The 12,233-nt window shown below is 64.9% G+C and carries 10 protein-coding genes and 1 tRNA gene; 6 read left to right on the top strand and 5 right to left on the bottom strand.

The features are described from left to right. Nucleotide 1: 1 nt before the first annotated feature. A complete protein-coding gene (locus tag FHX60_RS04135) occupies nt 2-850 on the bottom strand; it encodes a D-amino acid aminotransferase (RefSeq protein ID WP_092309808.1) in 849 nt (282 codons plus the stop codon). A 106-nt stretch (nt 851-956) separates the two neighbouring features. Next, nucleotides 957-1,448, bottom strand: coding sequence for a GNAT family N-acetyltransferase (locus FHX60_RS04130; protein WP_183282836.1), 492 nt, complete (start codon nt 1,446-1,448; stop codon nt 957-959). A gap of 612 nt (nt 1,449-2,060) precedes the next feature. Here FHX60_RS04130 and FHX60_RS04125 point away from each other — a divergent pair. Then, nucleotides 2,061-2,435 (top strand): DUF4124 domain-containing protein, encoded by a 375-nt coding sequence (locus FHX60_RS04125; RefSeq protein ID WP_183282602.1) that lies wholly within the window; start codon nt 2,061-2,063, stop codon nt 2,433-2,435. A gap of 123 nt (nt 2,436-2,558) precedes the next feature. Continuing rightward, entirely contained in the window at nt 2,559-2,921 is a 363-nt protein-coding gene (locus FHX60_RS04120; protein ID WP_183282601.1) for a hypothetical protein, read from the top strand. A 463-nt stretch (nt 2,922-3,384) separates the two neighbouring features. On the opposite strand, the gene FHX60_RS04115 is transcribed toward FHX60_RS04120, so the two are convergent. From FHX60_RS04115 to acs, 3 genes are all read right to left on the bottom strand, one after another. Continuing rightward, nucleotides 3,385-3,475: transfer RNA gene (locus FHX60_RS04115), tRNA-Ser, on the bottom strand. A gap of 61 nt (nt 3,476-3,536) precedes the next feature. After that, entirely contained in the window at nt 3,537-5,588 is a 2,052-nt protein-coding gene (locus tag FHX60_RS04110) for a VC_2705 family sodium/solute symporter (RefSeq protein ID WP_112773990.1), read from the bottom strand. A 108-nt stretch (nt 5,589-5,696) separates the two neighbouring features. Continuing rightward, entirely contained in the window at nt 5,697-7,679 is a 1,983-nt protein-coding gene (acs, locus tag FHX60_RS04105; RefSeq protein ID WP_183282600.1) for an acetate--CoA ligase, read from the bottom strand. A 309-nt stretch (nt 7,680-7,988) separates the two neighbouring features. On the opposite strand from acs, the gene FHX60_RS04100 reads away from it, so the two are divergent. The 4 genes from FHX60_RS04100 to murI all read left to right on the top strand — a co-directional run bounded on the left by FHX60_RS04100 (nt 7,989) and on the right by murI (nt 12,228). Then, nucleotides 7,989-8,948 (top strand): DMT family transporter, encoded by a 960-nt coding sequence (locus tag FHX60_RS04100; RefSeq protein ID WP_183282599.1) that lies wholly within the window; start codon nt 7,989-7,991, stop codon nt 8,946-8,948. A 71-nt stretch (nt 8,949-9,019) separates the two neighbouring features. Then, entirely contained in the window at nt 9,020-9,598 is a 579-nt protein-coding gene (locus FHX60_RS04095) for a TIGR00645 family protein (RefSeq protein ID WP_375790528.1), read from the top strand. 196 nt (nt 9,599-9,794) lie between these two features. Continuing rightward, entirely contained in the window at nt 9,795-11,318 is a 1,524-nt protein-coding gene (locus tag FHX60_RS04090; protein ID WP_112773987.1) for a fumarate hydratase, read from the top strand. 100 nt (nt 11,319-11,418) lie between these two features. After that, a complete protein-coding gene (murI, locus tag FHX60_RS04085) occupies nt 11,419-12,228 on the top strand; it encodes a glutamate racemase (RefSeq protein ID WP_112773986.1) in 810 nt (269 codons plus the stop codon). Nucleotides 12,229-12,233 lie beyond the last annotated feature (5 nt).

Below are 12,233 nucleotides of genomic sequence, written 5' to 3'. Positions count from 1 at the left end.
CTTACAACGCCGCCTTGGCCGCCTGGTAAGCCGCATACAAGCGCGCGAACACCGGTCCCGGCACGCCCTTGCCGATCGGACGGCCGTCGATGCTGACCACCGGCAGCAATTCCTTGCTGGCCGACGACAGCAGCACCTCGTCGGCGGCAAACACCTCGTCCCTGGCGATCCGGCGCGACTCCAGCGCAATGCCCATCGCCTCACAGATCTCCTCCATGAAGCCGTAGCGGATGCCCTCCAGGATCAGGTTGTCTTTCGGCGGCGCCGACACGCGGCCATCGCGCACCACCCACACATTGGACGCCGACGCCTCGGTCAGCCAGCCGTCGCGGAACTGGATCGCCTCGGTCACGCCCTGCTCCACCGCGTGCTGCGCCGCCAGCACGTTGCCGAGCAGCGAGGTCGACTTGATCTGGCAATTCAGCCAGCGCCGGTCCTCCATGGTCACGCACGCGACGCCCTGCTCGACCATCTGCGCCGACGGCAGCGCCATCGGGTTGGTCATGATCAGCACCGTCGGCACCACCTCCTTCGGGAACGCATGCGTGCGCTTGGCCACGCCACGGGTCACCTGGATATAGACCAGCTGATCCGACAAGCCATTGGCCTTGACCACCTCGCCGACACGCTCCAGCCACTGCGCGGCGCTGTACGGATCGGGAATGCCGATGCCCTCCAGGCTCCGGTGCAGCCGCGCCAGGTGCTGTGCGCCGCGGAAAGGCTTGCCGTGATAGTACGGGATCACCTCATAAATGCCGTCGCCGAAGATAAAGCCGCGGTCCAGCACAGGGATGCGGGCCTCGGAGAGCGGAGTCAGGGTGCCGTTGAGGTGGACGATGGGGTCGGACATGGGATGCATCGGAGGCGTTCGAAAGAGATGCCCGATTCTTTCATGTGCGGCCCGGCAAGGTCATGCAATCTACGCATGAATACGGCAAGGTGCCGGTCGCTTGTGCTCAGGCTGGCGCCAGCGCTTTGGACAGCAGCACCGTGGTAAAGCCGCTGTCCCAGCTTTCATCGGGATAGAAATCGATCTCGGCATATCCCTGGCGCCGATAGAAGGCGCGGCTTTGCTGGTTGAACGTGTCCGTTTCCAGCCTCGCCTCGCGATGCCCGGCACGGGCGATTTCGGCTTCCGCATGCGCGAGCAGCGCCCCGCCCAACCCCAGCCGCTGCCATGCCCGCCCGACATGCAGTGCCCAGATGAAATTGTTTTCCCAATCCACCATGGCGGCCGGCACGCCGTCCACGCAGGCGACATGGAATTCCTGCAAACGTGCTTCAACGTAGCTGCGGGTCTTGCCTTGCTGTTCGAAGGCGGCTGCGGCGGCCGGCGTCAGGTGCGGCTTCCAGGTGCCGACGTAGGTGTCGATGAGGATGGATTCCACGGCTTGCGCATCTGAGGGCAAGGCGGGGCGGATTTCGAAATTGATGGTGAGTTTGTTCATGGCCGAGAGCATAACCGGGACGGATATGAATTGGGCCTTGCGCAGGCCGGAGCTTCACACGATTTCGCAATTAGCCTTCATGCAGCGGATTTTGCCTCGCTCGCCGTTCCTGAACCGTTCGCTCGCCGAAATATCGGCGTGGATTTCCGCACATCCAGCAACTACAAATGGTGGCTGTCCACACCCAGCGACCAAGCTCCCGCTCGTTCCGGGCACCGTCGTAATACCAGCGCCGCTTTGCCTTGAGCCGAGCAATCTGCGCCCGGCGGTATGCTCGCCCCTTCCCCATCTCGACTCCCATTTCATACGTCGGATGTGCGAAAGCCCGCTCTAGGCGGGCTCTTGGGGGCCGAGCGCCGACACCGTCGTGGGTGCCGTCTCGCTCCTAGCGGTATCAGATTGTGCGCACAGTATAGAGTACGTTTCGACTGTTTACATCACGGGGTCGTGAAGTCATTGAACATTCGCTCTCGTGCGATTTTTGCTTGATCGATATATCGGCAGAACTAAACCGGAGTTGAAGAGCGACGGAGGGCATTTTTTCCGACCCCCCTCCAACGTAGGGCGCCAAGTCGGCATGCCCCGCCTGAGAATTTGGCACGGGAGGAACCAATGCTGAAATTTCTACTGCTGACGCTCTTCGCGACGGGCGCATATAGCCAGACAATCTATCAATGTCGCGGGACGAATGGGCGGGTAACGCTCCAAGACCAACCCTGCCCCGACGGTTCGAAAACAGAACTGTCCCGGCAATCCATCGGCCAACAAAACGCCGAGTACCGTGCGCAGCCGTTCATCATTGGGGATCAGAAGTCGGCAGAGCGCGTGGCAAGCAAGATCATTTGCCCCTCGCTGCGGCAGCAGTATCAGACCAACCTAGCCTGGTCCGAGCGGGCCATGCTGCGGAAGGACCAAGCTGAGATTCAACGCGCCGCCGAAGCAATACGTTGGGCCGGCGCGCAGATGTCGAAGCATCGCTGCGAGTAGCAACATCATGGGTAGCACTTCTGCGTTCGGGGTCTCGCCAGACTTTAGTAGGGTAAATACGGCCACATAAAGCGCCGTACTACGCCATGCGCATCCCGCGCTTGAACAACTCCTTCCCAGAAAATGCATCCAGCACTTGTTAAATCGTTCGGTGGGCTTTCGCTCCAACGCTACATTCGCCACTTCCTGTTCGGCTTGATTTTCCCTGCCATATTCTTCTGGGCGTGGAGCCACGGCAATAGCACCATGCCAGTTTCAATCATACTTTTCTTCACGATCAATTCCCTGCTTTACCCGTATTCAAGGTTCGTCTACGAGGGCATAGTCGGTTACATCCTGGGGGAGAACGTTTTTTTCGTGAATGCCATCGTGATGCTTATTTTCAAGTACATGACTATGGCGGTCTGCTGGGCGTGTGCGATGTTCATTGCCCCAGTTGGATTGCTGTACCTGTACCTCACCGCAAACAAGCGAGCATCAGAGTAAAGCAGCCACCTTCGGTTCAGCTTTGAACAGACGAATCGACAGCCGCATTGCACAGTTCAGACCGAGAGGCGGAAGCAATGCGTACAGTCGCAGCCTCTCGCGAACCTGCAACGCTGCGCGGGGCCTTCCCGATTTCGGGCAGGAATCCGCCTCCCACGCACGGTCAGGAATAGCCCTCGCATAGATCTTGCGCGGCCTCTGGCCTGTCGCTCACTCTTGAACTGGGCGTCAGGGGCTGCATGCTGCCGGACAGATGGCCGTGGGGCCCATCAGTGATCGATGCTCCAGTATGTCGGCCGCATATTCCGCTTACTCCGCTATGTAGCCCCCTCTTTTCGCTGGCTGCTGGTGAAGGCCGGTGGATGCCGCAGGGCGGCAGCCCACCAAGAACCCTAGCAAAAACAAGGGATTAAAAGCAAAAAAGCCGCCCAATGGACGGCTTTTGATTGCTTGCACAGTGTTCTGGCGGAGAGAGGGGGATTCGAACCCCCGATGGGCTATTAACCCATACACGCTTTCCAGGCGTGCGACTTAAACCACTCATCCATCTCTCCGGGAAGTCCGAGATTATAGCAGAGTTGCAAGGCGAATCCAGTACCTCGTGACCACCCTACCCTACCCCTTGCGCAGATACGTCACCAGCCTGTCGATCACCGGCGCGTTGCGCGGCGTCAGCAGGCTGACCACGATCGCGACCGCGAAGCCGGCCGGGACCCCGAAGGCGCCGGAGGCGATGGGGTCGACGCCGAACCAGCGGTTGCCGAAGATGCCGGTCATGCGCGTGAAGAAGGGATAGTTGACGAAGATGTAGTACACCGCCACGCCGAGCCCGGCGACCATGCCCGCGACGGCGCCGGCGGCGGTGGTGCGGCGCCAGAAGATGCCGAGGATCAGGACCGGGAAGAAGCTGGAGGCCGCCAGCGAGAAGGCGGCGCCGACCAGGAAGAGGATATTGCCGGGCCGCAGCGATGTGACGTACGAGGCGAAAAGCGCCACGGCCAGCAGCACGATCTTGGCGGTGGTGACGCGCCGCTGGTGGCTCGCCTGGCGGTCGACCATGTGATAGAAGACGTCGTGCGAGAGCGCGTTGGCGATGGTCAGCAGCAGGCCGTCAGCGGTGGACAGTGCGGCGGCCAGTGCCCCAGCGGCGATCAGTCCGGAAATGACGTACGGCAGGCCGGCGATTTCCGGGGCGGCCAGCACGATCATGTCGGGCTGCAGCAGGATCTCGGCCCACTGCACGATGCCGTCGCCGTTGACGTCGCGGATGCCGAACACCGGAGGATCGACCTTGCGCCATTGCACCACCCACTGCGGCAGGTCGGCGTACGAGGTGCCGACCAGGTGCTCGAAGAACTCGTATTTCACCAGCGCCGCGAGCGTGGGTGCCGAGACATAGAGCAAGGCGATGCAGAACACCGCCCAGGCCACGGAATTGCGCGTTTCCCTGACCGAGGGCGTGGTGTAGAGCCGTGTCAGGATATGCGGCAGGCTTGCGGTGCCCACCATCAGGCAGAACACCAGCAGGACAAAATTCAGGCGCTTGGTCTTGCGCTCCTGCTCCGATGCCGCGGGATAGGGTTCGGTGGACGACATCGAATGGCGGCTGCGGGCCAGCGCCTCTTCGCGTTGCTGGTGCCATTGCTGCTGCGCGGCGGCGGCGTCGCGCGGGAATTCCAGCCGTTCGCGCTCCAGCGCCTTGATCTCGCGCAGCGGCGCATTGCGGGCGCGCAGGTCCTGCAGCCGCGCGTCCAGCGCGTCGCGCTCCTGCGCGAAGGACTCGGGCAGGCGGGCGATGCGTTCCTGCAGCAGGATGGCCTGCTGCCGGTAGTAGTCGCGCACCGCCTGCTCCGCCGGTTCGCGCTCCAGTTGCTGTTCACGGGCATCCAGCTGCGTCAGCAGCGAGCCGTAACTCAGTTGCGGCAGCGGCTCCTGGTGATGTTTCCACGCGATCATCGACACCGTGACCAGGAACGCCACGATCATCATGATGTACTGCGCCACCTGCGTCCACGTGACCGCCCGCATGCCGCCCAGGAACGAACACACCAGGATGCCGGCCAGCCCGAAGAAGATGCCGACGGCAAACTCGACGCCGATAAAGCGCGTCACCACCAGCCCCACGCCCTGGATCTGCGCCACCAGGTAGACAAAGGAGCAAAGCGAGGCGGCCAGCACCGCGATCGCGCGCACCGGCAGGTTGCCGCCGGGCTTGCCGTTGCCGTAGCGCGCGGCGAGGAAGTCGGGGATGGTGTAGCCGCCGTACTTGCGCAGGTATGGCGCCAGCAGGAAGGCTACCAGGCAATAGCCGCCGGTCCACCCCATCACATAGGCCAGCCCTTCGTAGCCGGAAGAAAACAGGATGCCGGCCAGGCCGATGAACGACGCCGCGCTCATCCAGTCGGCGGCAATCGCCATGCCGTTGAACATCGCCGGCACGCGCCGCGACGCGACGTAGTACTCGTTGAGGTCCGAGGTGCGGCAGATCAGCCCGATGCAGGCATAGATCGCGATGGTGATGAACAGGAAGACGTAGCCCAGCCACAGCGCATCGGCATTGGAGCGCTCCAGCAATCCCATCATGCCGACGAAGCCGAACAGCCCCAGCGTGAACAGGCCGTAGTAGAGCAGCAACCGTCGGCGAAAGCGCGACTGGGCTTCGGGCATGAGGGGACAGTCCGTGTCGGTGGGAAGCTATCGTAACAAACCCGCCGGCGCGCGGGTGCGCGGCGGCGGGTTCGGGTTGCGGCTCCGGCTTGCCGGATACCCGGCGGATTACTGCGCCTGCTTGAGCTGCTCGAGGATGGCCGGGTTCTCCAGCGTCGAGGTGTCCTGCGTAATCTCTTCGCCCTTGGCCAGAGAACGCAGCAGGCGGCGCATGATCTTGCCCGAGCGGGTCTTGGGCAGGTTGTCGCCAAAGCGGATGTCCTTGGGCTTGGCGATGGGGCCGATCTCCTTGCCGACCCAGTTGCGCAGTTCAGTGGCGATCTGCACGGCCTCGTCGCCGCTCGGACGCGAGCGCTTGAGCACGACAAAGGCGCAGATCGCTTCGCCGGTCATGTCGTCCGGGCGGCCCACCACCGCGGCTTCGGCCACCAGCGGGTTGGCCACCAGCGCCGACTCGATCTCCATCGTGCCCATGCGGTGGCCCGACACGTTCAGCACGTCGTCGATGCGGCCCATGATGGTGAAGTAGCCGGTGTCCTTGTCGCGGATCGAGCCATCGCCGGCCAGGTAGAGCTTGCCGCCGAGTTCCTCGGGGAAGTAGCTCTTCTTGAAGCGCTCCGGATCGCCCCAGATGGTGCGGATCATCGCCGGCCAAGGGCGCTTGACCACCAGGATGCCGCCGCTGCCGTTGGGCACGTCATGGCCGGTCTCGTCGACGATGGCGGCCATGATGCCCGGCAGCGGCAGCGTGCACGAGCCCGGCACCAGCGGCGTCGCGCCCGGCAGCGGCGTGATCATGTGGCCGCCGGTCTCGGTCTGCCAGAAGGTATCGACGATCGGGCAGCGCTCGTTGCCGATGTTCTTGTAGTACCACATCCACGCTTCGGGGTTGATCGGCTCGCCGACCGTGCCGAGCAGGCGCAGGCTGGACAGGTCGTACTGCTTCGGGTGGATCTTCTCGTCGGCCTCGGCGGCCTTGATCAGCGAGCGGATCGCGGTCGGCGCGGTGTAGAAGATGCTGACCTTGTGGCGCGCGATCATGTCCCAGAAGCGCCCCGCGTTCGGGTAGGTCGGCACGCCCTCGAACACCACCTGGGTGGCGCCGGCAGCGAGCGGACCGTAGGCGATGTAGGTGTGGCCGGTGACCCAGCCGATGTCGGCGGTACACCAGAACAGGTCGTCGGGCTTGATGTCGAAGGTCCACTTCATCGTCATCAGCGCCCACAGCAGGTAGCCGCCGGTGCTGTGCTGGACGCCCTTGGGCTTGCCGGTGGAGCCAGAGGTGTAGAGCACGAACAGCGGGTGCTCGGCGCCGACGGGCTCGGCCTCGCAGGTGTCAGGCTGGTTGGCGCAGACGTCGTCGAGCCAGCGGTCGCGGCCTTCGGTCCAGCCGACATTGCCGCCGGTGCGGCGGTAGACGATCACGTTTTTCACGGCCTCGCAGCCGCCCAGCGCCAGCGCGTCGTCGGCGATGGCCTTCAGCGGCAGTGCCTTGCCGCCGCGCATCTGCTCGTCGGCGGTAATCAGCGCCACCGCGCCCACGTCCACCAGCCGCTCCTGCAGCGACTTGGCCGAGAACCCGCCGAACACCACCGAGTGCGTGGCGCCCAGGCGCGCGCAGGCCTGCATTGCGGCCACGCCTTCGACCGACATCGGCATGTAGATCACGACCCGGTCGCCCTTCTTGATGCCGAGCGTCTTCAGGCCGTTGGCCAGGCGGCACACCTTGGCGTGCAGCTCGCGGTAGGTGATGCGCGTGACCGTGCCGTCGTCGGCCTCGAACACGATCGCGACCTTGTCGGCATTGCCGTTCTCCAGGTTGCGGTCCAGGCAGTTGTACGAGGCGTTGATCTGTCCGTCCTCGAACCACTTGTAGAACGGCGCGTTGCTCTCGTCCAGCACCTTGGTGAAGGGCTTGTGCCAGTGCAGCAGCTCGCGGGCGTGGCGGGCCCAGAAGCCCTCGTAGTCGCGTTCGGCTTCGTCGCACAGGGCGCGGTAGGCGTCCATGCTGGGGATGGCTGCCTGGCTGGCAAACGCCTCGGGCGGGTTGAACACGCGATGCTCCTGCATCACCGATTCGATGGCGGACATGGACTGGTCTCCTGATTTTGGACTGGCTTTGGCTGCCACGTTACGCCCGACGGCTTACTTAAACCTGACGATAAATCCCGGCGACCGGCAGGACCAGACACTGCAACTTGTTGCAATGCAGCGGGAAGAATCGGGGGCGCGCCGCGAAAGTGCAGCCTTCTCCATTAGGCTAGCACAGCTATAATGCCGCGAGCCTGATACCTGAATGCGACGCCGGCCCTTGCCGCGCGGCGCCGCACCGACCAGCACGGACACTTGCCCGTGCACCCCACCGGCCGGTCGACCGGAAAATCCCCAAGGCAAGTACCCGTGCCCGCCAACGCTCCTGCCTTCGCTCCCGTCTACGTGCTGTTCCTGGTTGCCTCGATGGCGCTGGTCGGCAGCAACGTCGGACTCGGCAAGTCGATCATCGCGCATGTGCCGGTGCTGCTGTTCGCGCTGCTGCGCTTTGTCATCGCCATCGTCTGCCTGGCGCCCTGGTACCGGCCCGCGCGCATGCGCCGGGTCTCGCGCGGGGAATGGCTGAACCTGTTCCTGCAGGCGTTCTTTGGCACCTTCTTGTTTACGCTGCTGATGCTCAACGGCGTGCGCTTGACCAGCGCCATGGCCGCGGGCGTGATCACCAGCACCATCCCGGCCACCGTGGCGCTGCTGTCCTGGCTGCTGCTGCGCGAACGGCTGTCGCGGCGCACGGTGGTGTCGGTACTGCTGGCGGTGGCCGGCATCGCCGTGCTCAACATCGCGCGCGGCGACTCCCACGGCGCCGGAGGAAGCAGCCAGGCGTGGCTGGGCAACCTGATGATCATGGGGGCGGTGGTGTGCGAGTCGATCTACGTGATCCTGTCGCGCCGGCTGACGCAGACGCTGGCCGCGATCGAGATCTGCGCCTACACGCACCTGATCGGCGGACTGCTGATGCTGCCGCTGGGACTGGTGCCGCTGCTGAACTTCGACGCCGCCGCGGTGCCGGCGCAGACCTGGCTGATGGTGCTGTGGTACGCGCTGTCGGCCAGCGTGTTCTCGTTCTGGCTGTGGATGAAGGGCATCCGCCATGTGCCGGCGCAGCTGGCCGGGGTCTTCACCTCGGTGCTGCCGGTGGCCGCGGCCACTTACGGCATCGTGTTCCTGGGCGAGCAGCCGGGCTGGCCGCACGGCGTGGCGCTGGCTTGCGTGCTGGCGGGGATCGTGCTGGCCAGCTGGCCGGGACGGATCACGCGCGGCGCGTGGCGCGGCAAGGCGGCGGGAGCCGATCCGGGCGCGCGGGCCTGATTGGTGTTGCGGGGCAGCGGTTACCGCTGGTAACACAGCGCTGCCATGGTCGCTTGGTACAATCCACGCCGATTTTCAACTCGCCGACCCCGCCCCCCGCCATGGCTTCCAACCCGATTCCCAAGCCGCAGCCCCAGACCCTGCGGCCGATCCCGAGCATCATCTTCGCGTCGCGCTGGCTGCAGCTGCCGCTGTACCTGGGCCTGATCGTGGCCCAGGGCGTCTACGTCTACCATTTCCTGATCGAAGTCTGGCATCTGCTCGCCCATGTGACCGAGTTCGACGAGAACAAGATCATGCTGGTGGTGCTGGGGCTGATCGACGTGGTGATGATCTCCAACCTGCTGATCATGGTGATCGTCGGCGGCTACGAGACCTTCGTCTCGCGGCTTGGCATCGACAACCATCCCGACGAGCCCGAATGGCTCGACCACGTCAACGCGGGCGTGCTGAAGGTCAAGCTGTCGATGGCGCTGATCGGGATTTCGTCGATCCACCTGCTCAAGACCTTTATCGACGCCGAGCAGCGCTCGACCCATACCATCATGTGGCAGGTGGCGATCCACCTGGCGTTCCTGCTGTCGGCAGTGGCGATGGCATGGGTGGACCGCATGGTCACCCACCCTGCCGGCGCGCACGCCAAGCATTGATGGCGGCCCACAAGGCCAACCCGCTTGCTGACGGACCGCGGCCATGTGCCGCGGTTCTTGCTTTTGGGCCGGCGCGGTCGCCGGCAGCGGCGTTTGCCGCACATTACCGGCTGTGGACGGATGTATGCAGACGGGCAGAGCGCCGCCGCTCAGTGTATGATTTCGGGCTGTGTTTCACCGCTGCCCACCCCACAAAATGACAGTCATCAAGCAAGAAGACCTCATCCAGAGCGTCGCCGACTCCCTGCAGTACATCAGCTATTACCACCCGATGGACTACATCACCAGCCTGGGCCGCGCCTACGAGCTGGAGCAGAGCCCGGCGGCCAAGGACGCGATCGCGCAGATCCTGACCAACAGCCGCATGTGCGCGGAAGGCAAGCGCCCGATCTGCCAGGACACCGGCATCGTCACGGTCTTCGTCAAGGTGGGCATGGACGTGCGCTGGGACGGCGCCACCATGGGCCTGACCGACATGATCAACGAAGGCGTGCGCCGCGGTTACACGCACCCGGACAACGTGCTGCGCGCCTCGATCGTCAGCCCGCCCGAAGGCGGCCGCAAGAACACCAAGGACAACACCCCGGCCGTGATCCACTATGAAGTGGTGCCGGGCAACACCGTCGACATCCAGGTCGCGGCCAAGGGCGGCGGCTCGGAGAACAAGTCGAAATTCGTGATGCTGAACCCGTCCGACTCGATCGTCGACTGGGTGCTGAAGACCGTGCCGACCATGGGCGCCGGCTGGTGCCCGCCCGGCATGCTGGGCATCGGCATCGGCGGCACCGCCGAGAAGGCGATGGTGATGGCCAAGGAATCGCTGATGGAATCCATCGACATCCAGGACATCATCGCGCGCGGCCCGAAGGACTGGGTCGAGGAACTGCGCGTCGAGCTGTACGAGAAGGTCAACGCGCTGGGCATCGGCGCGCAGGGCCTGGGCGGCCTGGCCACCGTGCTCGACGTCAAGATCATGGCCTGCCCGACGCACGCCGCGTCCAAGCCGGTGGCGATGATCCCGAACTGCGCCGCCACCCGCCACGTGCACTTCACGCTCGACGGCAGCGGCCCGGCCAAGCTGGAAGCGCCTGACCTGTCGCAATGGCCCAAGGTTGAGTGGGCGCCGAACACCGAGACCTCCAAGCGCGTCGACCTGAACACGCTGACGCCGGAAGAAGTTGCCTCGTGGAAGCCGGGCCAGACCCTGCTGCTCAACGGCAAGATGCTGACCGGCCGCGACGCCGCGCACAAGCGCATCGCCGACATGCTGGCCAAGGGCGAGAAGCTGCCGGTGGACTTCAAGAACCGCGTGATCTACTACGTCGGCCCGGTCGATCCGGTGCGCGACGAGGCGGTCGGCCCGGCCGGCCCCACCACCGCTACGCGCATGGACAAGTTCACCGAGATGATGCTGGCCGAGACCGGCCTGATCTCGATGATCGGCAAGGCCGAGCGCGGCCCGGTGGCGATCGAGGCCATCAAGAAGCACAAGTCGGCCTACCTGATGGCCGTGGGCGGCGCTGCCTACCTGGTGGCCAAGGCGATCAAGGAGGCCAGGGTGGTCGGCTTCGAAGACCTGGGCATGGAAGCCATCTACGAGTTCGACGTCAAGGACATGCCGGTGACGGTCGCCGTGGACAGCGAAGGCACCTCGGTGCACAAGACCGGCCCCGCCGAGTGGCAGGCCAAGATCGGCAAGATCCCGGTCGCCGCGCTGTAAGCAGCCACGCTCCGGGACGGTAGAATCTGCCGTCCCGCTCGAAAAGCCGGGTTCCGACCCGGCTTTTTTCTGCACTGTTTCCTGTCATCCTCGCATCCCCGTGAACCCCGCACCCATCGGCGTCTTTGATTCCGGCCTCGGCGGCCTGTCGGTGCTGCGCGAGATCCGCGCCCTGCTGCCGCACGAGCCGCTGCTGTACCTTGCCGACTCGAAGTACGCGCCCTACGGCGAAAAACCCGAACGTTTTGTCGAAGCGCGCACGCTGCAGGCCTGCGAGTGGATGATCGGCCAGGGCTGCAAGGCGCTGGTGATCGCCTGCAACACGGCCACGGGCCATGCCGTGGCGTTGCTGCGCGAGCGGCTGCCGGTGCCGATCATCGGCGTCGAGCCCGGCCTGAAGCCCGCCGCCGCGGCCAGCCGCAGCAAGGTGGTCGGCGTGCTGGCGACCGCCAATACGCTCAAGAGCGCGAAGTTCGCGCGGCTGCTGGCATCGCTGGACGGCGAAAGCCGCTTCCTGTGCCAGGCGGGACTGGGGCTGGTGACCCTGGTCGAGCAAGGCCAGACCGACGGGCCCGCCGTGCGCGAGCGCCTGGAGGCCTACCTTACGCCGATGTTGGATGCCGGCGCCGATACCCTGGTGCTGGGCTGCACCCACTACCCTTTCCTGGAAGGCGCGATCCGCGCCATCGCGGGCAACCGGCTGGCGCTGGTCGATACCGGCAGCGCGGTCGCGCGCCAGCTGGCGCGCAAGCTGGCCGAGCATGCGCTGGCCGCGCCGCCCGATGCCGCGGGGCGTGACCGCTTTCTTTCAACCAAGGATGCCGCGCATTTGCGCGCGATGGTGGCCGCGCTGCTGCAGTTGCAAGCCGATGCGGAGACCGTGGCGATCGAACCGGCGCCGGCGTTCTGACCGGC

This window comes from Cupriavidus alkaliphilus (genome assembly GCF_014191175.1).
GTDB classification, from domain to species: Bacteria; Pseudomonadota; Gammaproteobacteria; order Burkholderiales; family Burkholderiaceae; genus Cupriavidus; species Cupriavidus alkaliphilus.
The sequence above is the reverse complement of the archived record's forward strand: the minus strand, read 5'-3'. Positions and strand labels throughout refer to the sequence as shown.

Coding starts and splice junctions, on each gene's coding strand:
- acs (WP_183282600.1), bottom strand. CDS start 7,679: ATGTCCGCCATCGAATCGGTGATGCAGGAGCATCGCGTGTTCAACCCG.
- FHX60_RS04120 (WP_183282601.1), top strand. CDS start 2,559: ATGCATCCAGCACTTGTTAAATCGTTCGGTGGGCTTTCGCTCCAACGC.
- FHX60_RS04090 (WP_112773987.1), top strand. CDS start 9,795: ATGACAGTCATCAAGCAAGAAGACCTCATCCAGAGCGTCGCCGACTCC.
- FHX60_RS04125 (WP_183282602.1), top strand. CDS start 2,061: ATGCTGAAATTTCTACTGCTGACGCTCTTCGCGACGGGCGCATATAGC.
- FHX60_RS04130 (WP_183282836.1), bottom strand. CDS start 1,448: ATGAACAAACTCACCATCAATTTCGAAATCCGCCCCGCCTTGCCCTCA.
- FHX60_RS04110 (WP_112773990.1), bottom strand. CDS start 5,588: ATGCCCGAAGCCCAGTCGCGCTTTCGCCGACGGTTGCTGCTCTACTAC.
- FHX60_RS04135 (WP_092309808.1), bottom strand. CDS start 850: ATGTCCGACCCCATCGTCCACCTCAACGGCACCCTGACTCCGCTCTCC.